General features: G+C 64.8%; 21 protein-coding genes. 15 read left to right on the plus strand and 6 right to left on the minus strand.

The window, feature by feature from the left end:
- The first annotated feature begins 71 nt into the window (after positions 1-71).
- The 11 genes from dxr to ACLLJI_RS05100 all read left to right on the plus strand — a co-directional run bounded on the left by dxr (position 72) and on the right by ACLLJI_RS05100 (position 11,441).
- Complete coding sequence (gene dxr / locus ACLLJI_RS05050; RefSeq protein WP_434618654.1) at positions 72-1,361, plus strand: 1-deoxy-D-xylulose-5-phosphate reductoisomerase; 1,290 nt, start codon at positions 72-74, stop codon at positions 1,359-1,361.
- 16 nt (positions 1,362-1,377) lie between these two features.
- Entirely contained in the window at positions 1,378-2,709 is a 1,332-nt protein-coding gene (locus tag ACLLJI_RS05055; RefSeq protein WP_434621242.1) for a M50 family metallopeptidase, read from the plus strand.
- 487 nt (positions 2,710-3,196) lie between these two features.
- On the plus strand, positions 3,197-3,886 hold the full coding sequence (locus ACLLJI_RS05060; protein WP_434618657.1) for a MarR family transcriptional regulator: 690 nt from the start codon (positions 3,197-3,199) through the stop codon (positions 3,884-3,886).
- A gap of 161 nt (positions 3,887-4,047) precedes the next feature.
- Entirely contained in the window at positions 4,048-4,557 is a 510-nt protein-coding gene (locus tag ACLLJI_RS05065; RefSeq protein ID WP_434618660.1) for a hypothetical protein, read from the plus strand.
- Between the two features lie 94 nt (positions 4,558-4,651).
- Positions 4,652-4,942: a YciI family protein gene (locus ACLLJI_RS05070; RefSeq protein WP_434618662.1), complete on the plus strand. Its 291-nt coding sequence runs from the start codon at positions 4,652-4,654 to the stop codon at positions 4,940-4,942.
- Between the two features lie 128 nt (positions 4,943-5,070).
- Complete coding sequence (ispG, locus tag ACLLJI_RS05075) at positions 5,071-6,237, plus strand: flavodoxin-dependent (E)-4-hydroxy-3-methylbut-2-enyl-diphosphate synthase (RefSeq protein WP_434618665.1); 1,167 nt, start codon at positions 5,071-5,073, stop codon at positions 6,235-6,237.
- Positions 6,191-7,087 carry a GNAT family N-acetyltransferase gene (locus ACLLJI_RS05080; protein ID WP_434618668.1) on the plus strand — a complete coding sequence of 299 codons (897 nt, stop codon included), beginning with the start codon at positions 6,191-6,193 and terminating at the stop codon, positions 7,085-7,087. Before ispG ends, ACLLJI_RS05080 begins: the two co-directional genes overlap by 47 nt.
- Before the next feature lie 47 nt (positions 7,088-7,134).
- A complete protein-coding gene (locus tag ACLLJI_RS05085; protein WP_434618671.1) occupies positions 7,135-8,019 on the plus strand; it encodes a crotonase/enoyl-CoA hydratase family protein in 885 nt (294 codons plus the stop codon).
- A gap of 40 nt (positions 8,020-8,059) precedes the next feature.
- On the plus strand, positions 8,060-8,638 hold the full coding sequence (locus tag ACLLJI_RS05090; RefSeq protein ID WP_434618674.1) for a TMEM175 family protein: 579 nt from the start codon (positions 8,060-8,062) through the stop codon (positions 8,636-8,638).
- Between the two features lie 77 nt (positions 8,639-8,715).
- On the plus strand, positions 8,716-10,782 hold the full coding sequence (locus ACLLJI_RS05095) for an FAD-dependent oxidoreductase (protein ID WP_434618676.1): 2,067 nt from the start codon (positions 8,716-8,718) through the stop codon (positions 10,780-10,782).
- 2 nt (positions 10,783-10,784) lie between these two features.
- Positions 10,785-11,441, plus strand: a complete 657-nt coding sequence (locus ACLLJI_RS05100; RefSeq protein WP_434618679.1) for a PadR family transcriptional regulator — start codon at positions 10,785-10,787, stop codon at positions 11,439-11,441.
- A gap of 384 nt (positions 11,442-11,825) precedes the next feature.
- Here ACLLJI_RS05100 and ACLLJI_RS05105 read toward each other — a convergent pair whose 3' ends face one another.
- Genes ACLLJI_RS05105 through ACLLJI_RS05115 form a run of 3 tightly spaced genes read right to left on the minus strand, consistent with a single transcriptional unit; the run spans position 11,826 to position 13,953 of the window.
- The gene (locus ACLLJI_RS05105; RefSeq protein ID WP_434618681.1) at positions 11,826-12,428 is read right to left on the minus strand and encodes a TetR family transcriptional regulator; all 603 of its coding nucleotides are present in this window, start codon (positions 12,426-12,428) and stop codon (positions 11,826-11,828) included.
- On the minus strand, positions 12,425-13,180 hold the full coding sequence (locus tag ACLLJI_RS05110; RefSeq protein WP_434618684.1) for an ABC transporter permease: 756 nt from the start codon (positions 13,178-13,180) through the stop codon (positions 12,425-12,427). Before ACLLJI_RS05110 ends, ACLLJI_RS05105 begins: the two co-directional genes overlap by 4 nt.
- A complete protein-coding gene (locus ACLLJI_RS05115; protein WP_434618687.1) occupies positions 13,177-13,953 on the minus strand; it encodes an ABC transporter ATP-binding protein in 777 nt (258 codons plus the stop codon). Before ACLLJI_RS05115 ends, ACLLJI_RS05110 begins: the two co-directional genes overlap by 4 nt.
- A 223-nt stretch (positions 13,954-14,176) precedes the next feature.
- Between ACLLJI_RS05115 and ACLLJI_RS05120 the strand changes: the two genes are divergently transcribed.
- Positions 14,177-15,976, plus strand: a complete 1,800-nt coding sequence (locus tag ACLLJI_RS05120) for a proline--tRNA ligase (RefSeq protein ID WP_434618690.1) — start codon at positions 14,177-14,179, stop codon at positions 15,974-15,976.
- Entirely contained in the window at positions 15,973-16,776 is an 804-nt protein-coding gene (locus ACLLJI_RS05125; protein ID WP_434618693.1) for a sulfite exporter TauE/SafE family protein, read from the plus strand. Before ACLLJI_RS05120 ends, ACLLJI_RS05125 begins: the two co-directional genes overlap by 4 nt.
- Before the next feature lie 20 nt (positions 16,777-16,796).
- Here the strand turns inward: ACLLJI_RS05125 and ACLLJI_RS05130 are convergent, their stop codons facing one another.
- From ACLLJI_RS05130 to ACLLJI_RS05140, 3 genes are all read right to left on the minus strand, one after another.
- Positions 16,797-17,786, minus strand: a complete 990-nt coding sequence (locus tag ACLLJI_RS05130) for an aminoglycoside phosphotransferase family protein (RefSeq protein WP_434618696.1) — start codon at positions 17,784-17,786, stop codon at positions 16,797-16,799.
- 54 nt (positions 17,787-17,840) lie between these two features.
- Positions 17,841-18,572 (minus strand): VIT1/CCC1 transporter family protein, encoded by a 732-nt coding sequence (locus ACLLJI_RS05135; RefSeq protein WP_434618699.1) that lies wholly within the window; start codon positions 18,570-18,572, stop codon positions 17,841-17,843.
- A 195-nt stretch (positions 18,573-18,767) separates the two neighbouring features.
- On the minus strand, positions 18,768-19,880 hold the full coding sequence (locus ACLLJI_RS05140) for a DUF4439 domain-containing protein (protein WP_434618702.1): 1,113 nt from the start codon (positions 19,878-19,880) through the stop codon (positions 18,768-18,770).
- 795 nt (positions 19,881-20,675) lie between these two features.
- Here ACLLJI_RS05140 and rimP point away from each other — a divergent pair.
- Both rimP and nusA read left to right on the plus strand, forming a co-directional pair.
- A complete protein-coding gene (rimP, locus tag ACLLJI_RS05145) occupies positions 20,676-21,311 on the plus strand; it encodes a ribosome maturation factor RimP (protein WP_434618705.1) in 636 nt (211 codons plus the stop codon).
- A gap of 1 nt (position 21,312) precedes the next feature.
- Entirely contained in the window at positions 21,313-22,293 is a 981-nt protein-coding gene (gene nusA, locus ACLLJI_RS05150; protein WP_434618708.1) for a transcription termination factor NusA, read from the plus strand.
- The last annotated feature ends 205 nt before the right edge of the window (positions 22,294-22,498 follow it).

The following is a 22,498-nucleotide window of genomic DNA, read 5'->3' on the forward strand; positions in this document are numbered from 1 at the left end:
GGGCGCTGGGTGCCCGCGGCAGTACGGGCGCTGCGGCTTGTAGTGTCAGCCCCTGCTGGGATACTGGAAAGATGCAGAATCATCGGGAACCACACGGCACCGCAACGCGGCAGATTATTCTTCTGGGCTCGACGGGTTCCATCGGCACGCAGGCATTGGACGTCATTGACGCTGCCCGGCAGGACGACGGGAGCCCGCGCTTTGAGGTTCTGGCGCTCAGCGCGGGCGGGACAAATCAGGAACTGCTGGCGCGGCAGGCCGTGCGTTTCCGGCCGGAAGCGGTGGGGATCGCCGCCGGGAATGCCAGCGGCTTTAAAGAGATGCTCGACGGCGTCGCCGATGCGGCAGGGGTGCGCTGCTATCATCCTCAGATCCTTGTTGGCGCCGACGCCTCGACCAGGATTGCCGGCTGGAAGGACACCTCGGGCCGGCGGGAAGCCGGCGGCCGCGCCGCCGGTACCGGACAGGCGCAGGGCGGCGCCGTCGTCGTGCTTAATGGCATCACCGGTTCGATCGGGCTGGCGCCGACGTTGGCGGCGCTCAAATCCGGTGCGCTGCTGGCCCTGGCCAACAAGGAATCGCTGATCGTGGGCGGCCAGCTGGTCAAGGACGCAGCCGGACCCGGGCAGCTGGTGCCGGTGGATTCGGAACACTCCGCGCTGGCGCAGTGCCTGCGGTCGGGCAGTGCCGCGGAGGTGGACCGGCTGATCCTCACTGCCTCGGGCGGTCCGTTCCGTGGTATGGGACGGGAACAGCTGGCCCAGGTCACGCCGGCTCAGGCGCTCAAGCATCCGACCTGGGCGATGGGTCCGATGGTGACCACCAACTCGGCCACGCTGGTGAACAAGGGTCTTGAACTGATTGAGGCGCATCTGCTTTTTGACATCCCGCTGAACCGGATCGACGTCGTCGTGCATCCGCAGTCAGTGGTGCACTCGATGGTGCAGTTCACGGACGGTTCCACGATCGCGCAATGCTCGCCGCCGGATATGCGGCTGCCGATCGCGCTGGGGCTGGGCTGGCCGGACCGGGTCCCGGGGGCGGCGAAGTCCTGCGACTGGACCAAGGCGGCCAGTTGGACGTTTGAACCATTGGATGCGGCGGCGTTCCCGGCCGTTGACCTCGCCAAGGACGCCGCGCAGAGGGCCAGCACGTTCCCCGCCGTTTACAACGCCGCGAATGAGGAAGCCGTGCATGCCTTCCATGCCGGACGGATCGGTTTCCTCAATATTGTCGACACTATTGAGGAGGTCCTCAGCGAGCATTCAGCGCATTCGCAGCTCACGCTCGAATCCGTGCTGGATGCTGAGCAGTGGGCACGGACCCGCAGCATCGAGCGTTTAGCTCTCATCAGCCGATAGGCGAGCCGGAAAGATTATTGTGACAGTTTTGCTCTTCATCCTGGGCGTCATCTTCGTGGCCGTGGGCGTTGCCGTGTCCATTGCGCTGCACGAAGTGGGACACCTTGTGCCCGCCAAGCTCTTCAAAGTCCGCGTCACTAAATACATGATCGGCTTCGGACCCACGCTGTGGTCCAAGAAGAAGGGCGAGACGGAATACGGGTTTAAGGCCATTCCGGCAGGGGGCTATGTGGCCATGATCGGCATGTACCCGCCAAATCCCGGCGACGGCAGCGTCCGGCCCTCCAGCACCGGAATGTTCCAGACGCTTGCCACCGAGGCCCGCAGCATTGCTCATGAGGACGTAGGCCCCGGCGACGAAAACCGGATGTTCTATAAGCTGCCGGTCTGGAAAAAGATCGTCATCATGCTTGGCGGACCATTTATGAACCTGCTGATCGGTGTGGTGCTGACAGCTGTGCTGCTGATGGGCTTCGGTACTCCGCAGGCGACGACGACGCTGGCCGACGTCAACGCCTGTCAGGTGGCGTATGGGAAGCCGGCGCCGACCGATCTGAGCACGTGCGACAAGACGCCCGCCGCGGCTGCCGGACTGAAACCCGGTGACGTGATCACCTCCTTCGACGGCAGGACGGTGACCGGTTGGTCCGACATGACGTCGTGGATCCGGGCATCTGCCGGCAGGGATGTCCCGATTACAGTGCTGCGCGACGGCGGGGAGCTCACGCTGACCATCACTCCGGTGCTGACCGCGCGGCCGGTGACGGACGCCAGCGGCGCCGTCGTGCTCGACGACAAGGGCCAGGCCGTGACCCAGCAGGTCGGGTTCATCGGCGTGGGACCCACCTCAGAGATGGTGGCCCAGCCGCCCAGCGCGGTGCTTCCCTCGGTGGGGGACAGCATGGTCAAGATCTCCGGCGTGGTGCTGAATCTGCCACAGCGCCTGGTGGGCGTGGCGAAGGCGGCCTTCAGCAGTGAGCCGCGCGATCCGAACGGACCCATTTCGATGGTGGGCGTGGGCCGGGTGGCCGGTGAGGTGGCGGCGATGGAGCAGGTTCCGTTGAGCGCACGGATTGCCACGCTGGTCGGTTTGCTTGCCGGGGTGAACCTGGCCTTGTGTGTGTTCAACCTGATTCCGTTGCTGCCGCTCGACGGCGGCCACGTGGCCGGTGCGCTGTACGAGGCGGCCCGCCGGCGGGTGGCGAAGCTTTTCGGGCGGAGGGATCCCGGCGCCTTCGACATCGCGAAACTCCTGCCGCTGACCTATGTGGTGGCGTCGCTGCTGCTGGTGATGGGCGCACTGCTCATGTATGCCGATATCGTCAAGCCGATTAATATCTTCGGTTGATCTTGGACCCGTCGATTTACCGTGTCGGCCGCCGCGTGTGGAGCGAGCCCGCTCGACCCGTGCTAACGGATCACCCGGAGCTCAACCGGGTCTTCCCATTCCGGCCCGCTCAGGATCCTTGACCACATGGTTTGCTTGTCGCTGACGGACAACGTAGCCAAGCATTCCTCTGATAGAAGGCCGGCGTAGCATTCCTCTGATAGAAGGCCGGCGTAGGTCTGCTTCCAGCATGCCACATGGATTTCACCAACTGCTGAGCATCCCGGGCGTCTGCCGGGCGGACTCCACTATTCAGATTCATCAGCCTGCCAAACCTCGGCTTCCCGCGCTCAATCGACAGCAGGGGTGGCCCATGGCTGAGTTCCAAGGCAGTTGGTGGGTTACGGGGCCGGCTGGCGGGTCCCTTGGCCCCGGGGAGCACAGGTTGATGTTCACCTATCAGCCATTAAAGATTGATTTGTTAAAATCATCTGCATATGATTGATTTATGTTTGTCTTGACGATGGACCAGCGTGCCAGCCGACGAGGCCCCGATTTGGTTCCCGGTTTGCTGGAGATGCTTCGGGACATCCCCGCCAAGCTGGCGTTCGAGCGCTCGGTGGGTGACGAGGTACAGGGCGTGTTGACGGATCCCGGCTCAATTATTGAGGTAGTCATGCGCGCGCTCCGCACCGGGCAGTGGTACATCGGGATTGGCGTGGGACCCGTGGACTTGCCGTTGCCCCCCAGCCCACGGGAGGCCAGTGGACCGGCGTTCGTGGCCGCGCGCGCCGCGGTGGAGCGGGCCAAGAAAACCGGGGAGCGCGTACCTTTGTCCGTGCAATGGAGCGGAGGCGGAGCCGCGTCGCATAAATCAGGTTCCTCCGAGCCCGGTCTCGACTCGGCCGACGCTGTCCAGGCCGGATTCCGCCGCGCCGATCCGCAGCAGTTGGCGGCCTCGGCCGAAGCTGTCCTGGTCCTGACCGGCCGGCTTGTCAGAGGGCGGACGGAAGCCGAATGGCGCATTCTCGATCTGCTTCAGCCCGGAGTGCGGGGCGGTCAGGCCGCCGTCGCGGAACGGCTCGGAATCAGCCCGCAGGCCGTCAGCAAAGCGGTGTTGCGCTCCGGCTGGCAGGAAGAGCATGCGGGTCGGGCGGCGGCCGCCGTGCTGCTGAACCTTGTCTCCGATACTCTCTGACACCGTCCTGCCTTCCGGACTTCGGTAATCCTGACTTCCGGCGTTACGGACTTCCGGCATTCCTGACTTCCGGCATTCCTGTCAGGGGCTGACGTTAGGCTGTAGACGACCGGGACGGGATGCCGGTCAGCGAACCTTTTACCGAAAGAGCGGGTATCGGAATGCAGGCGCTATGGATCGTGCTGACCGTTCTGACCGCGGTCGGCCTCGGATGGCCGGTCACCACCGGAATGCTCCGGCTGGCACAGGAAGCGGATGCCCAGGAGCGGCGTGCCCGGGCCGCGGACGGCCAAGAAGCCGACGGCACCCAGACCGAGCACCACGAAGCAGATGCCCCCGGAGACGAGGGTCTAGCCGATGCACCGGCCGGTGGCGATCCCCGTCCCCCTGCCGCGCGGGAAGACCGGCTCTCCGTCGACCGCCCTCCGCCGGGCGTGCTGCGCGGAGGCCTCGTGATCGGGCTGCTGGAGCGGGCTGCTGTCGTCATTGCCATCCTCGCCGAACAACCGGTGGCCATTGCCTACATTGTCGCCATCAAAGGACTCGGCCGTTTTCCGGAGCTTAAACAGAGCCCGGCCGCCAGTGAACGGTTCATCATAGGCACGCTCAGCTCCATGCTGTGGGCCGCTGCGGTGGCGACACTGGCCAAATGGCTCCTGCTGGGCGGCTGATCGGCGGTTGATTCATGCCGCCCCGGCCGGCCCGGTGCGGTGTTTCAATGGCAGCGGTGCTCAAGTCGGCGGCGTGGGCGGATAAGCTGGCTTCATGAGCGCTTTTGCAGTGGAATATGTTTACAGCCCCGAATCGGCGGACGTGCGTGACAAGCACCGGCCGGCCCATCGTGCCTGGTTGGCCTCGCTGGTGGAAGACGGGCGGGTGCTGGCAACAGGCCCCTTCGTCGACGGCACCGGTGCGTTGCTGATCTTCAAGACCGACACTGAGGACGCGCTAAATCGCCTGCTGACCGATGACCCGTTCAATATTGCCGGCGGAATCGCTGGGCTGAAGGTCACCGAATGGAACCCCATGATGGGTTTGTTGAGCACCAGCTTGTAGTTACCTGGATCCCGTGCTGCGGTCGGGCCACGAAGCCTACAATTGAACTGAACCGCCGCCGTCAAGCCCGGGCGGCACCGGGTTCATATCGAACCAATAGGTTCACGTAGAACCACAAGGAGTACATTTTGACCTCGGTCAGCCTCGGAATGCCGGAAGCACCACCACCCGTCCTTGCCCCCCGGCGTAAGACGCGGCAGATCAGGGTCGGTTCAGTCGGCGTTGGCTCGGATTCGCCCATCAGCGTGCAGTCGATGACCACGACCCCCACTACGGACATCAACGCCACTCTCCAGCAAATCGCCGAGCTGACGGCGTCCGGCTGTGACATTGTCCGGGTCGCCTGCCCCTCCGCCGATGACGCCGGGGCGCTGCCGATCATCGCCAGGAAGTCCCAGATTCCGGTCATCGCGGACATCCACTTTCAACCGAAGTACGTTTTCGCCGCCATCGATGCCGGCTGCGCCGCGGTGCGCGTGAATCCAGGAAACATCCGCAAGTTCGATGACCAGATCAAGGAGATTGCCCAGGCCGCCAAGGACCATGGCACCTCCATCCGGATCGGCGTCAACGCCGGATCCCTCGATCCGCGCCTGATGGAGAAGTACGGGAAGGCCACACCCGAGGCACTGGTCGAATCAGCCGTCTGGGAAGCATCGTTGTTCGAGGAGCATGACTTCCACGATTTTAAGATCTCCGTCAAGCACAATGATCCGGTGATTATGGTGCGGGCTTACGAGCTGCTGGCCGAGCGCGGCGATTGGCCGCTGCATCTGGGTGTAACGGAGGCCGGCCCCGCCTTCCAGGGCACCATCAAGTCCGCCACCGCCTTCGGTGCGCTGCTCGCCAAGGGAATCGGCGATACCATCCGCGTTTCCCTGTCCGCCCCGCCAGTGGAGGAAATCAAGGTAGGCAACCAGATCCTGCAGTCGCTCAATCTGCGCCCCCGCAAACTCGAAATCGTCTCCTGCCCGTCCTGCGGCCGTGCCCAGGTGGACGTCTACACTCTGGCCGAGCAGGTAACCGCCGGGCTCGAAGGGATGGAGATTCCACTGCGCGTTGCTGTCATGGGGTGTGTGGTCAATGGGCCCGGCGAGGCCCGTGAGGCGGACCTGGGGGTAGCTTCCGGAAACGGCAAGGGCCAGATTTTTGTGAAGGGGAAAGTCATTAAAACTGTTCCCGAGGACCAGATTGTTGAGACACTCATTGAAGAGGCGATGAAGATCGCAGAACAGATGGGGGACACCGATGGCGAAGATGCTGTCAAGGGTGGTCCCGTGGTTAGCGTCTCGTAACGGCGGATCTCCTGCCGGTGCGGTGCGGGCCCTGGTCCATCAGGACACGGACGCGCTCGGCAGACTGGTTGGGCTTGACCCGGTGGCCAATGTTTTTATGGCGTCCCAGCTGGAGACGGCGGGGAGCGCCGTCCCGGCGGGGCTTGGTACCGTGGTGCTCGGTTATTTTGAGGACGACGGCGCACTCACGGGCGCCTGCTGGATCGGTGCCAACGTGGTCCCTGTCCAGGCGACGGCGGTGCAGGCCCGGTTCTTCGGCCAGTGGCTGGCTTCCTCGCAACGGAATATTGCCTCGATTTTTGGCCCCGCCGAAGCCGTGCTGGGGATCTATGCCGAGTTGAAGTCCGCGGGCGCGAAGGCCGCGGAAATCAGAGCTGATCAGCCGCTCCTGGTCATGGCAGCCGAACCGGGACTGGCTGGTGAACCCGGGCTGGTGCCCAGCCGCGAAGAAGATTTCGCAGCGATCCTGCCCGCGGCTGCCGCCATGTTTGAAGAGGAGGTGGGGTATTCGCCGTTTCTGGGCGGCGAGGAGCACTACCGCCGCCGCATCGCGGCACTGATCCGGCAGGGGTACTCCCTCAGCCATCTCAACGGCAACGGCGAAGTCATCTTTAAAGCCGATCTCGGCGCGGTTTCCTCAGCAGCCACCCAGATCCAGGGGGTGTGGCTTAATCCCGAGTACCGCGGCCGTGGCCTCAGCGCCGGCTACATGGCCGCCGTCGTCCGGCTGGCTCAGTGCCACGCACCGCTGGCCACCCTCTACGTTAACGATTACAACGTCCGCGCCCGCGCCACTTACGAACGGGTGGGCTTCCGGCAGGTGGGGACGTTCGCGACCGTATTGTTTTAGATTGTTCCAGGCAGCACAAGGGCGGAACATCTGCAGGAGGAGGACCAATGGCAGCAGCCGAGGTTGGCGGGGCGTTCGACGGGGACACCGGGGACCAATTCCGCTCGCTGAAATCCCTGCGGGTTGTTGTCGACGGCACTGTCGCGGAGGTGCAGTTAGTCGGTCCCGGCAGGGGTAATGCGATGGGCCCGGACTTCTGGGATGAGCTGCCCTTGGTGTTCGGCGCGTTGAGTGCGGACCGGCGGGTTCGTGCTGTCTTGCTCTATGGCGCCGGCGGAAACTTCAGTTATGGTCTGGACCTGATCACCATGGAACCGGTCTTCGCCGCGCTCATGCACGGAAACGGGAGAAATGCCGACCAGCGTGCGGAATTCCGCCGGACAATCGGAAGGCTGCAGCAGGCCGTGGCATCGGTGCAGAATTGCGTCAAGCCGGTGATTGCCGCGGTGGATGGCTGGTGCATCGGCGGGGGCGTGGATGTTGCGGCGGCCGCGGATATTAGAATCGCCTCGCCGGCAGCGACATTTAGTGTCCGCGAGGTCAGGATGGCAATCGTGGCAGATCTGGGGTCTCTGCAACGGCTTCCACGGCTCATCGGCGAAGCAGCCACGCGGCACCTGGCCCTTACCGGCGAAGACATAGACGCGGCCCGCGCCTTGTCCCTGGGGCTCGGCACGGAGCTGGCGCAGGACGTGCTGGGACGGGGGCGCGAGTTGGCGGCGGCCGTTGCAGCCAACCCACCACTGGCTGTGCAGGGCGTGAAGGAAGTCCTCAATTTCGGCCACGGCCGGGAAGTGCAAGCCGGATTGGACTACGTGGCTGCCTGGAACTGCGCCTTTTTGCCCAGTGAGGACCTTGCCGAAGCCATGCGTGACTTTGACGAGCAACGGCGGCACCGCGTCCGGGAGGGCGCAAGTGACAACCCCGACTAGTCCGCGGGGAGCGGGAAGAACTCCGCACGGCTTTTCCCGGATGGTGAATTTCTGCGACGCGGTGGTGGCGATTGCCATCACCTTGCTGATCCTGCCGCTGGTCGACGCTGCCAGCAACATCGGAACGTTGAGCGTCGGCGAGCTCTTTGCACAAAACGCCTTTCTGTTGTTCGTCTTTGTACTCAGTTTCGCCGTGATCGGAAACTTTTGGCTCGTGCACCACCGGCTGTATGAACAGGTGATTGACTACAACGTCCCGTTGCTGTGGGCGAATCTGCTCTGGCTGCTGACCATCGTGTTCCTGCCGTTTCCCACCGAGCTGCTGGGCTCGGGCGATCGGCGTGACCTGGCCACGTACGCGGTGTATATCGGAACCTTGGTCCTCACCAGCGCAGCCATCTTGCTGCAGCAGGTCATTGTGGTCCGGTCTGCGGACCTGCATGCACCCGGCAATCAGCGGCCCCCGTCGTTGCGGCCCTACGTGATCACCACGATCCTGCTGATTCTGGCTTTTGCCGTCGCGGTGACAATCCGGGGAATCGGTTTGTGGTCGCTGCTGCTGCTGGCTGTGGGCCGACCGCTTGAACGTCTCCTGCAGGAACTTCAGCGGCCACACTAGCGGTTGACCGGCGGCTGGTCCCCGCTCAATGGCTGCCGTAGTCTTTATGCAACTAGTTGCCTTAAGGAGTTGCATCCGTGACGAACTATCCTCATTTGATGAAGCCGCTGGATCTGGGTTTCATGACCTTGCCGAACCGGGTGCTAATGGGCTCCATGCACGTGGGCCTGGAGGAGCTGCCCCACGGCTTTGAACGGATGGCGGCGTTTTATGCCGAGCGGGCCCGCGGGGGCGTCGCCTTGATGGTCACCGGCGGCATTTCCCCGAATGAGCAGGGCCGGCCTGCTGCGGGCGGGGCGAAGCTGAACACCGAGGCCGAGGCGGAGCAGCACCGGCTTGTCACCGAGGCAGTGCACGCCAATGGCGGCCGGATCGCGCTGCAACTGCTGCATTTCGGGCGATATTCGACGCAGCCGGAACCGGTGGCGCCGAGCGCTGTGCAGGCGCCGATCAGCCCGCTGGTTCCGCGTCCACTTTCCTCCCAGGAGGTGGAGCAGACCATCGAGGACTTCGTGAACGCCGCAGCACTGGCCCAGCAGGCCGGCTATGACGGCGTGGAAATCATGGGTTCAGAAGGCTACCTGATCAATGAGTTCATCGTCTCGCGCACCAACGAACGCCACGACGCCTGGGGAGGTCCGTACGACAACCGGATTCGTTTCCCGCTGAAAATTGTGCGCCGCACCCGCGAACGGGTGGGCCCGGATTTCATCATCATTTACCGGCTGTCCATGCTGGACCTGGTGGAGGGCGGGTCCACGCTCGCGGAGGTGACCACACTCGCGCAGGCGATAGAGGCGGCGGGTGCCACCATGATCAATACCGGAATCGGCTGGCATGAGGCGCGCATCCCCACGGTGGCCACGTCGGTGCCCCGGGCCGGTTTTGCCTGGGTGACCAAAAAGCTGATGGGCTCGGTGTCCATCCCGCTGGTCACCACGAATCGGATCAATACGCCGGAGGTGGCCGAGGAGCTTCTGGCCAACGGATTCGCGGACATGGTGTCGATGGCAAGGCCGCTGCTGGCTGATCCGGCCTTTGTCCTGAAGGCCTCCCGCGGGGCCGCGGATGAAATCAATACCTGTATTGCCTGCAACCAGGCCTGCCTGGATCACACCTTTGTTGGCAAGACCAGCTCCTGCCTGGTCAACCCCCGCGCGTGCCACGAGACAGAGATCGTTGTCACCCCGGCGCCGTCGGCTAAGCGGATCGCCGTTGTCGGCGCCGGTCCCGCAGGTCTGAGCTTTGCGGTAACGGCGGCAGGGCGCGGGCATGCGGTGACGCTGTTTGAGGCGGATGCCCAGCTGGGCGGCCAGTTCAACATTGCCAAGCGGATTCCCGGCAAGGAGGAGTTTTATGAAACCATCCGCTACTTCGGCCGCCAGCTCCAGCTGCTCGGGGTGGAGGTCCGGTTGAACACGCGAGTCGGGGCCGTCGAGCTGGCAGCGGGCGGCTTCGATGAGATCGTTTTGGCCACCGGGGTCACACCGCGAATGCCTCAGATCGAGGGGCTGGACCATCCCAGTGTGTTGACCTATCCGGAAGTGGTCCGGGACGGGAAGGTGGTCGGGGCCAGGGTCGCAATTCTCGGCGCTGGCGGCATCGGCTTCGATGTGGCGGAGTACATTACGGCCGACGGCGAGAGCGCCACCTTGGTCCCGGAGAAGTTTTACCGCGAATGGGGCATCGATCCGGACTACGCCGATCGTGGCGGGATCCGGCCGGCCCAGCGCCCATCGACAGCCCGCGAGGTCTACCTGCTGCAGCGCAAGGCCGGCAAAATCGGTGCAGGGCTCGGCAAAACGACCGGCTGGATCCACCGGACCGAGCTGAAGGCCAGGCGCGTGACGATGATTCCCGGCGTGACGTATCACCGGATTGACGACGACGGACTGCACCTGAGCATCGACGGCGCCATGCAGGTTCTCGCCGTGGATACGGTGATTGTGTGCACCGGGCAGGATCCGCGCCGGGAACTGCAGGTGGAGTTGGCAGAACTAGCGGCACTCTCCGCGCAGGGAGGACCGGCAGGGCAGGCCGGAAGCCGTGCTTCGGTGCACCTGATCGGCGGGGCCGATGTTGCGGCGGAACTCGACGCCAAACGTGCGATCAGCCAGGGTACCCGGCTGGCGGCCGTCCTCTAACCATGTCGCTTCCGCATGCAATTCTCACGTCCCTGCTGGAAAGACCCGGCTCAGGGGCCGAGCTGGCACGGCGCTTCGACAAGTCGATTGGCTACTTCTGGCAGGCCACCCATCAGCAGATCTATCGCGAGCTGGCGCGGCTGGAGGAGCGTGGTCTGATCCGGTCCGCTGCGCGTGAAGCGACCAGGGGGCGAAAACGCGATTACGCGGTCCTCCCGGCTGGAGCGGCGGAGCTTCAGCGCTGGACCGGGCTGCAGCAGGATCCGCAGCCTGTCCGGGACGCCCTGCTGGTAAGGCTTCGGGCGGCGGCCGTATTGCAGGCAGGAATGACGCACGATGGAACCGTGCGGGATGGAAGCCTGCGCGCGGAACTGGCACGGCACCGGGGGCTGCATCAACAACAGCTGTCCCTTTATCAGGCGGTAGAAGCCCATGATTTTACGAAGTTTCCACCGCATCGGGAGTCCACAGCCGCCCCGGACGAACGCAGCTGCGGACCAGGCGTGGGGCCCAGCGGTGGACTTAGCGTCGGACCTGATAGTGGACCCGACGCGGCCCTGCAACGCGCGGTCCTGCAGGCTGGCATCAGCTTCGAGACGGCCTGGCTCAGCTGGGCAGATGACACCCTGAACGCCCTGCGCCCTTCCCCCGACTTCTGAGGTGCCCGCGATGGGGCCGTTTTGGTCGTCTACGCCCATTGCGGGCACCTTAGTCAGTTGACGTCCGCGGATGAATTGTCCGCGCCAGCGTCGGCGCGGCATGATCACGGCGTGGTCCTCATACGCCTGAGCACGACTATTGACGCCGACCTCCTGGAAGCCGACCTCCTGGAAGGTGCTCGGCGAGCGATGTCCGGGGCACCGAAGCTGCCCTCATCGACGCGCCTCTCGTTGCGTTGCTCGTTCGCCACCGCGACGACGAGGTGGACGCGGCTACGCCGCCTACGATGAGCAGCCGCTCGATGAGCCGAATGAGCGGGGCGATTTGTCGTCGTTCCGACAAGCCGCCGTCCGCATGCGCCGTTCCCCGACAACGAACGTGAGCTACGGCAGGGGAGCGGTGAGGTAGCGCTGGACGGTAGGACCCAACAGGGCGACGACTTCGTCATGATCCGCGGTGGCCAGCGGTTCCAACTTCAGGAAGTAGCGGCTGATCATCAGGCCGATCAGCTGACTCGCCACGAGGGATCCGCGCAACCGATGCGCAGCGGCATCGCCGGGCAAATCGGCCAACAGCAGTGCGACAATTCGTTTGATCAGGACTTCGCGCAGCAGGGCGGCCCGGGATGAGGAGCTCACGGCTCCGCGCATCAGCGCAATCAAGGCAGGTTGCGCGGGTGAGTCCCAGAGGCCAAGGACAGCGTGCAGAAGGGCTTCCCCGCGGACTTCCGGCGCGGTGTGAGCGACGCCGGCCAGGACCGTGCGCGGATCTGCGGGGAGTTCAATGCAGGCGGCAAAGAGTCCATCCTTGTCCTGAAAATAGTGATGCACCATCGCGGAATCGACCCCGGCATCACGGGCGATTCCGCGCAGGCTGGTCGCATCGTATCCGAGCTCGGCGAACAGCTTCCGGGCGCTGGAAAGGATCACTGCGCGCGTGTTTTCGGTGCCGCTCCGCCGCCCCCGCCGTGGCAGGCCGGCGCTCATGGCGTCTGTCTACGCAGCGTCGGTGATGCCAGCAAAAGCACCGCCAGGACGAACCCGATCATCACCAGCACATCCGCCCACATGGCCGCCGTGGACGTGGAGTGCCCTGCGATTTCCTGCAGCGCGTCCACGGAATAACTCAACGGGAGCACATTCGAAACGGCCTCCAACACGCTGTTCATTTGATCCCGCGCCACGAACAGTCCGCAGAGCAGAATCTGGGGAATGACCACCACCGGCATGAATTGAACGGCCTGGAATTCCGTCCTGGCAAACGCCGAGCAGAGCAACCCCAGGGCCACGCCGAGCACGGAGTTCAGCACGGCCACCAGGACGACCAGACCGGGATTGCCCTTGATGTCCAGACCAAACACCCAATAGGCGACGGCGGTGGCCACCAGAGATTGCAGCGCCGCCATCATGGAGAACGCCAGTGCGTAGCCGAAAAGCAGGTCCGCCTTGTGGATAGGCGTCGTCAGCAGGCTTTCCAGAGTGCCCGACGTGCGCTCGCGCAGCATAGTGATGGAGGTCACCAGGAACATCACCACGAAGGGGAAAATGGCCAGCATCATCAACCCCACCCGGTCGAAGGTGCGCGGGATGCCGGGCGGCAGTGTTTCGTTTTCGAACAAGTAATAGACAAACGTCAACAGCACGGCGGGAACCACCAGAATCAGGGCGATGCTGCGCGGGTCACCGCGGAGCTGACGGAGCACGCGGGCAGCGGTGGCGCCCATCATCCGCGGGTTCATGCCGCGCCGCCCTGGGCTGCGATGTCCGCCCGGATCAGATGCAGGAAAGCCAGTTCAAGATCATCCGATGCGCCACGGGAGCGCAGTTCGTCCGGTGTGAGCTGGGCCAGCAGCCTGCCGTCACGCAACAGCAGTAAGGTGTCGCAGTGGCTTGCTTCCTCCATGGCATGGCTGGAAATGATCAGTGTGGTGCCGCCCGCGGCGAGCCGGGCGAAACGCTCCCAAAGCTCTGCCCGCAGCACCGGATCCAGCCCAACGGTCGGTTCATCCAGAATCAGCAGCCGGGGCGTGGAGACCAGTGCACACGCCAGCGAAACCCGGCTGAACTGTCCGCCGGACAGGTCCGCCGTCCGGCCTCGTGCGAGGTCGGTCAACCCGACGGCGTCGATCGCCTCCCTCACTTGGGCGCGGTTGCGGCGGTGCATGGCGCCGAAGTAGCGGACATTGTCCTCGACGCTGAGATCACGGTAGACACTTGGCGCCTGGGTCACGTAGCCGACGTCACGCCGCAGCTCCGGGTCGCCGGCGTCCTTGTCCATCACCCGTACTGTTCCCGACGTGATGCGCTGGACGCCGACGATGGCCCGCATCAGCGTGGTTTTCCCGCTGCCCGAGGGGCCCAGCAGCCCGGTGATGCGGCCGGAGGGGATGGTGAAGTTGAGCCCGGCCAGGACGGTGGCTTTCGCCCGCCGCACAGACAACCCGCGGACTTCCACGCCGGGGACCGATGGCGCCGACGGGGCATTGTCATGGGGGAGGGCAAGGTGGGACATGGCGGCCTCCAAAAGGCATTCCGGGCTAATTCATCAGGCGATGAATTAAAGCTAGGCCTGCGGAACGCGTCTGTCCAGCATCCTGATCAATCCGGTACACCTCTGCGGCGGCCGTTCATCGTGGACGGCGGCGTCAAAGTGCCTCACGGTGCCCCGGACGGTAGATTAGTACAGGCCTTTGTAACTTTGTCAGGCCCCAACTGCTCAAGAAACGGAATCCCCCGTGGTCCTTCGCCTTTCTACCCTGTTCCTTCGCACGTTGCGCGAGGACCCCGCCGAAGCCGAGGTGGCCAGCCACAAGCTGCTCCTGCGTGCCGGCTACATCCGCCGTGCGGCCCCCGGCATCTACACGTGGCTGCCGCTTGGTCTGCGCGTGCTGCGCAAGGTGGAGGAGATCATCCGCGAGGAAATGGCGTCCATCGGCGCGCAGGAGGTGCATTTCCCGGCGTTGCTGCCCAAGGAGCCCTATGAGGTCACCAATCGGTGGACCGAATATGGTGACGGCATTTTCCGGCTGAAAGACCGTAAGGGTGCCGATTACCTGCTGGCGCCTACGCATGAAGAAATGTTCACTCTGCTGGTCAAGGATCTGTACAGCTCCTACAAGGATCTGCCGCTGAGCATTTACCAGATCCAGAACAAGTACCGCGATGAGGCGCGTCCGCGGGCGGGTCTGCTGCGCGGGCGGGAGTTCATCATGAAGGATTCGTATTCCTTCGACATTGACGACGACGGCCTGGAAGCAAGCTATCAGGCCCACCGGAGTGCCTATCTGCGGATCTTCGAACGGCTAGGCCTGGACATTGTTCCGGTCGCGGCCACAGCCGGTGCCATGGGCGGGTCCAAGAGCGAAGAGTTCCTGCATCCGACCGCGATCGGTGAGGATACCTTTGTGCGTTCGGCCGGCGGCTACGCGGCCAACGTTGAAGCGGTTACCACCGTTGCTCCGAGGGACATCGATTTCAGCGGCGCCCCTGCCGCCGTGGTGCGCGATACACCGCAGACGCCCACCATCGCGACCTTGGTGGACGCTGCCAATGCCATTGCCCCGCGCAATTCCGGACCATGGACCGCGGCGGACACGCTGAAAAACGTCGTGCTGGCCGTCGACCTGCCCACCGGAGAACGGCAGCTCGTCGTCGTCGGCCTGCCCGGTGACCGGGCGGTGGACCTGAAGCGCATCGAGGCCAACATCGGGGTATACCTTCCCACCGCGGGCGAGATCGGCGTCGAGGCCGCCGGCGAAGAAGATCTCAAAAAACATGCCCTGCTGGTCAAGGGCTACATCGGGCCGGGACTGAGCCTGGACGCTGCGGTGCTGGGCGCCGAAGGGACCACCAAACTGCTGTACCTGGTGGACCCCCGCGTCGCCGCGGGAACGTCCTGGATCACCGGTGCCAATGAGGCCGGAAAGCACGTGTTCGGGTTGGTGGCCGGCCGGGACTTCGGTTGGGATGGCACCATCGAGGCGGTGGAGGTACGCGCGGGCGACGAGGCTCCAGATGGCTCCGGGCCGTTGGAGGCTGCGCGTGGGATAGAGATGGGGCATATTTTCCAATTGGGCCGGAAATACGCGCAGGCGCTGGACCTGAGGGTGTTGGACCGCAACGGCAAGCTCGCCGTGGTCACGATGGGATCATATGGCGTGGGCGTGACGCGTGCCGTGGCAGCGCTGGCCGAATCGAACCACGATGACAAGGGCCTCGTCTGGCCGAGGTCGGTCGCGCCGGCGGACGTCCACGTGGTGGCCGTCGGGCGGGGAGAGGAAATCTTTGCCGCCGCGCAGACCTTGGCCGAAGAGCTGGAAGCAGCGGGGCTGGAAGTCATCTACGATGATCGTCCGAAGGTCTCGCCGGGCGTGAAGTTCGGCGATGCCGAGCTGATCGGCGTCCCCACGATTCTGGCTGTGGGCCGCGGACTGGTGGACGGCGTCGTCGAAATTAAAAACCGCGCTACAGGTGTGGCGGACAACGTAGCCGTCGGTGCGGCGGTCCAGTATGTGCTTGACGCGGCGCGGCGTTGATCTCTGGATTTGAGAACATCCAGCTGACCACGATCATTCTGGTGGTCGTGGCAGGCTTCGCCGCCGGCTGGGTTGACGCCGTCGTCGGGGGCGGCGGCCTGATCCAGCTTCCCGTCATGCTGATGATTCCGGGGATAACCCCCGTGCAGGCGCTGGCGACGAACAAAATGGGCTCCATCTTCGGGACCACCACCAGCGCTGTCACGTATTACCGGCGGGTGGGCCCGGACCTCAAGACGGCCATCCCGATGGCGGTGGTGGCCTTGGGCGGGAGCTTCGGCGGGGCGGTGCTGGCCGCCAACCTGCCGCAGTCCGTGTTCAAACCCATCATCGTAGCGGCGCTGATTGCGGTGGCCATCTTCACCGCGCTTAAGCCGAATGTGGGTGAGCTGACCGCGCTGAGGCATACCGGTCATCGGCACTATGTACTCGCGGGCGTCATTGGCGCCGTGATCGGTTTTTACGACGGACTAATTGGCCCCGGCACCGGTTCATTCCTGATCATCGCCCTGGTGACCCTGATGGGCTATGCGTTTTTGGAGGCCAGCGCGAAGGCCAAGATCGTCAACATGGCCACCAACGCCGGAGCCCTGCTGTTCTTCCTCCCGCATGGTTCGCTGTTGTGGGGCGTGGGCCTGCTGCTGGGAGCGGCAAACATGGCCGGCGGCTATTTGGGGGCCAGGACAGCGGTGAAGCAGGGCAGCGGCTTCATCCGGGTTGTCTTCCTGGTCGTGGTGGGTGCCTTGATTATTAAGCTGGGCTATGACGTATGGAATGAAAACCTTGCCCATAACGGCTAGGACCACCTGTCGGAACCGGTCTACAGGGTCTTGAGCTCATGCGCGGCAGGCAGCCCGGCGAGCGTTTTTCCGGCCAGCGTGCTGGCCACCCAGAGGGAGCGCACCGCGTCTCCCTGGTGGGCGCCTCCGGAAAAATACCACAGCGCGTTGTCCACCTCGCGCGCAATGGTCCATTGTCGGGCGACTTCGTAGTCCAGCCCGGCGGCCTCACACAGATCCGCGCAGCGTTCGCGCAGCGCCGCCTGCGGATCTGCCCGGGAAAGGTCCGGAATCCGGTTCCACAGGCACGGTGCCACCGCGAATTCGGCCTCACCCACGGTGGGCTGCGGATCGATGGCGGCATAGCTTTCATCCGAAGGCCGGCCGAGGATGTTCATGAAGTGCAGATCGGAATGCACCAGAACGTCGCGCGATGACCGCCTGCCCACTGCCCCCCGTGTCTGGCAGACCTCCAGAGCGGCCTCCAGCAGCCAGCGCTCAAAAGGACGGCCCAGTTCGTCCCAGTCGGCCGGGAGATCGTCGCTCCAGCGTTCGGCCGTATCTGCGATGTGGGGGAGCTCGGGCCAGCCGGGCTGGGCGTCCTGAGGCACGGAAAGCAGCCGGACAATGCCGCCCCAGACCTCAATGGCTGGATCGATGTTAACGCCCTGCAGGGAACGTCCGGCGTCCAGTCGCTCCAGGACCATGGCACAGTCCGCGGGATCGTCTTCCAGCAACCGCACGGCCCCGTGTCCGCTCCAAAGCCGCAGCGCCAGCGGCTCCAGCCGGGTCTCCTCGGAAGGATACGCAACCTTCAGAACTGCCCTTGTCCCGTCCCCGGCCCTGACCGGGACCACGATGCCGGTTCCGCCGTTCCAGGGTTCCCGTCCCGCGGGCAGGTCCACTACGAGATTCCAGCGCTGCAAGGAGTTTTCAATCAGTACGGGGACGCTGGCCAGCCACGCACGCCGGGCGCTGCTGTTGCGGTAACGCCTTTGCAGGTCGGCGGGGATCGGTACGACGGCGGCCACAATCCATAGCCTACTGCCGCACGGCCGTTCTGTGGCCGCTGGCGGCGGGAAGGATTAGCCGACGACCCCGCTGGCGCCGAGCAGATTCCCGATCAGGTAGGTTGCTGCCAGAGCCAAGGCACCGCCGACGACGACACGCACCGCAGCGCGCGGGCGCGAGCCGCCGCCGATGTTGGCGCCAAGCCAACCGGTCGCCCCCAGGGCAACAAGCACGGCTACGAAGGTGACAGGCACCCGCCAGGCCTCCGGCGGCAGCAGTATGGCGAGCATCGGGAGGATGGCGCCGATGGTGAATGATACTCCGGAGGCCAGGGCTGCATGCCACGGGCTGACGACGTCTTCCGCGTTGATGTTCAGCTCGACGGACAGATGCGCCGCCAGCGCGTCGTGGGCCGTTAGTTCCTCAGCAACCTGTTGGGCTGTGCCGGCGCTGAGGCCCTTGGCCTGATACATGGAGGCGAGCTCGGCGAGCTCCTCCTCGGGTTCCTCCGCCAGCTCCCGGCGTTCCTTCGCGATCAGGTCGCGTTGGCTGTCACTTTGGCTGCTGACGGAAACATATTCCCCCAGCGCCATGGATATGGCACCGCCCACCAGTCCGGCCATGCCCGCGATCAGGATCGGCCCCGTACTGGTCGTGACACCGGCGACTCCGACGACGATGGCGGCCACGGAAACGATGCCGTCGTTGGCGCCGAGCACCCCCGCGCGCAGCCAATTCAGCCGCTGGGCAACGTCTCCTCGATGCGGTTCATTGTTGTGTACGGAGAGTTCCGGCGCTTCGCTCATTCCATCAGCAAACCACGTGAGTCCCGGTACCGCCAGCAAGGAAAGGGTGCCCTGACGACATATCCGGAGCTCCATGCACGGGGGGGCCAATGCGGACCTCCGGAAGGTGCGGCAGATCGGCCGGCACCGGTGTGACTCTCGCGGAGCTGCCGTGGCGATCCGTTGTTACCCGTGATATCCGTGGTTTTCCGTTGGTCACCCCACGCCGGCGGCCGAGGGTGCTGCCGAGCCTGGGGCGCCCGTGCCCGTGCTGCCGTCGTCGGCGGGAAGGTCAAGCCCGGGCAGGGGCCGGTCGGGCGCTGCCCAGAGCAACCGGTGCTGCGCCGTGTCAATCAGGCCAGTGATGGCCACGGACCGGATAGCGGCAGGAGGGCTCGTGTCAGTCGGGCCGCTGAGCGCAATGAGTTCCCCGTAGAGAAGTCCGAGCTGATCCTCCAACCCCGCCAGGGCGGCGGCCGGCTGGGCGGTGAACCCAGGAGCCAGAGCATACCCGGGCTCCACCGCAGGCACCGCAAGACACTTGGCAGCGAGCAGATCCTGCAAAGCGCGCAGCGACGCCTCGTGCGCGGACAGAATCCTGACGGCCAAGCTGGACGCCGGATCCGTCAGCCGGGTGGCGGCAACCTGGTAGGCATAGATGGCCTTCTGCTCCGCGGTCGTGGCCGCCAAAAGCGCCTGTCCGTCATTGATCCCGGCGGCGGGGGACCGCTGACCCGCGCATGGAACGGACGAGGCGGCGGCCAGGCCTGACGTCGCGGAGCCGCCGGATGGGGAGCCGGACGCACCATTGGATGCAACGTCGGACGCACCGTTGGTTCCGGCGGCGGAGCCGGGAGAAACGGTGCCGGAGCCGGGAGAAACGCTGCCGGAAGCGAGGTACGGGGAATTCGGTACCGGCAGCGCGGCGGCAGCGGCTAAGGCCCGGGCCTGCATCAGGGTGGCGGCCCCGCCGGACGCCAGCACCCGGGCCACGGTCCCGTCTGCCGTCCCGGCGGCGGTTAGGGACGTGGTGCTGTTCGCTGCCAGGCCGTCGATCAGTTCTCCGATGCCTGCCGGTTCCGTTGCCCGGGCCGCGGAGCCGGAAGCAGATGCCGCACCCTCGGTCGGTATGCCGGACCCGGGAACGGACAGCGCAGTCATGTAGCCATGCAGCATCGTGTCGGCGGCTTGGAGCTGCGCGGCAATGGCGGGCGCGGGTGCCGCAGCCTGCAGAGCGGCCACCGAACCCGCGAGAACGCTGGCACTGGACAGGGCATCCTGTCGGGCGAGCTCGGTAGCGGATGGCCCGGCAGGTTCCGGCTCCCTCATGCTGGCAACTACAGTTCCCAGACTTAGGACCAGGGCGGCGGCCACCAGGAGAAGCAGCAGCCGGCGAACGACACCGGCCCCCGCGCGCACGGTACCGCGCCCTCGGCCGCTTCCGGACGGGCTCAAGCCGTGTTCTGACCCCGACGCCGCTTGCCGGCTTTGGGCGTCGATTCCGGTGCCTGCGTGCGCGGCACCGGTGGGGCCTGGAGTCCCGGGCACCGCCGCGGGCTCGGGTACCGGGTGAGGTGCGGGCTCCGGCTCTCCGGCTGCTTTGGCCGCAGGGTCCGCTCCGGGCTCCGGCTCTCCGGCTGCTTTGGCCGCAAGGTCCGCTCCGGGCTCCGGCGAGGTTGTCGTTTCATGATCCGGCCCGGATGATACAACGGCAGCCGGGGTGATGTTGGTCTCCGCGGCGGCTGTCCCACGGACGTATGCCGCCGGATCCGGCACAGACCGAGGCGTCGTATCGGTCCCTGCCGCGCTGCCGGCTTCCACATCGGCTGCGATAAAAAAACCTGCCGGAGGGGTGGCAGGCGTGGGCGCCCAATGGGGTTCCGTGCGGCGGATACTACGCGCGGTTCCGGACAAATTGGTGCCTCGCCGGCGGTCGCCGTCGTCGCTGGCGGAGCAGGAGTCATTCACAATGACTGATGATCTCACGCCGCTTGCTCAGCGCGCACACAACGCGCTCGAACGCCCGCTGGAAGGGCGTGCAACGGCCGGTGCCGGTTCACCCGATCGGCTCGAAACTCGGTAGGATATGGGCTACAACATCATCTAACGGGAGGCGGCAAACTCATGACCCAGCCGGATCGGCCCACCGCTCATAGTGCGCCTCACGACACAACTCTTGCCACGGCTACGGAAGCCAAGCGGTTATTTGGCCTGCTGAACCCCGCCGTTAAGGCTCACCGACTCTACCTTGAAGACGTCAGCGTCCACCTGGCCGGCGCCCACCGTACCGTCAGCGTCGTCGTCGACCTTGAACAGGACCTCAGCGGCGGCGTTGGTCTGGATATCATTGCGGAGATTTCCCGTGAGCTCTCCGATGTGCTGGACGCGGACCCCCACGACGACGGCCGCCCGTTCGATCTGGAAGTCTCGTCGCCCGGTGTGAGCCGTCCGTTGACGGAGCCCCGGCACTGGCGCCGCGCTCGTGGTCGGATGGTCAGGATCAACGTGGTGCAGGGGGAGAACCTGACAGGACGGCTGCTGGCGGTCGACGATGACGGCGTCACGATCCGCCCTGAGCTGCCGGTTAAGAAGGGCATGAAACCCAAGCAGGGTGAACCCGAACGCATCAGTTTTGGCCGAATTCGCCGCGGCACGGTTGAAGTTGAATTCAGTCACGCGGATGAAGCTGTGTCCGAGGATGCCGGGCTGAACGAGAATTTTGATCCGGCCGCAGGCGCGGTCGACGGAGAGGATAGCTGACATGGATATCGATATGAGCGCGCTGAGGTTGTTGGAGCGTGAGCGCGAGATCCCTCTGGATCTGCTGATCCCGACGATCGAACAGGCACTGCTGGTGGCTTATCATAAATCGCCAGGAGCGGTGGCAACGGCCAGGGCGGAGCTGGATCGCAAGAACGGGCATGTAACGATTTGGGCCGCAGAGCTTGACGAAGATGGCGCCGCGATCGGCGAGTTCGACGACACGCCCGCCGGATTTGGCCGGATCGCGGCCAGTACGGCACGCCAGATCATCCTGCAGCGGCTTCGCGATGTTGAGGATGACAACGTCCTGGGCGAATTCCGCGGCAAGGAAGGCGAACTCGTTTCCGGGCAGATCCAGCAGGGACACAACCCGAAGATGATTCAGGTGAACCTGGGCTCGGTGGAGGCTTTGCTGCCTCCCACGGAGCAGGTCCCCGGCGAGCAGTACAAACACGGGAACCGCGTCCGGGCATACGTCATCGATGTGCACCGCGGGCTCAAAGGTCCCTCGATCACACTCTCCCGCTCGCATCCGGGCCTGGTCCGGAAACTGTTCGAACTGGAAGTGCCGGAAATTGCGGACCAGTCCGTGGAGATCGTCGCGCTGGCCAGGGAGGCCGGGCACCGCACCAAGATCGCGGTCATGGCGCACCAGCCGGGCATCAACGCCAAGGGAGCATGCATAGGCGAGATGGGGTCCCGCGTGCGCGCCGTGATGACCGAGCTCAACGACGAGAAGATCGACATCGTTGATTTCAGTGACGATCCCGCCACTTTCATTGCCCACTCGCTGTCTCCATCAAAGGTGATTTCCGTTACGATCACCGATGCGGATGCCCGGTCCGCACGCGTAGTCGTCCCCGATTACCAGCTGTCGCTGGCCATCGGCAAGGAAGGGCAGAACGCCCGCTTGGCTGCCAAGCTGACCGGCTGGCGGATCGACATCATCTCGGATGCGGCGGTTGCCGCAGCTGGTTAATTCTCCCGTGATGCGGACTGTGGTCACATTGACGCCGTTCTCCGTCAGTGAGCTGGAAATTCCGGCGTCGCGGACGGTAAACGTCGTCATAAATGGCACCTCAGGCTCCGGCAGCGTTTAGGCACGCCGTTCCCGACGCGCTAGAATGTAATAGACCGGGTCCAGCGACCGTCGACTCCCACCTGAGGCAACAGAAGTGTTTGAA

This window comes from Arthrobacter sp. A5 (assembly GCF_051131705.1).
GTDB lineage: Bacteria > Actinomycetota > Actinomycetes > Actinomycetales > Micrococcaceae > Arthrobacter_M.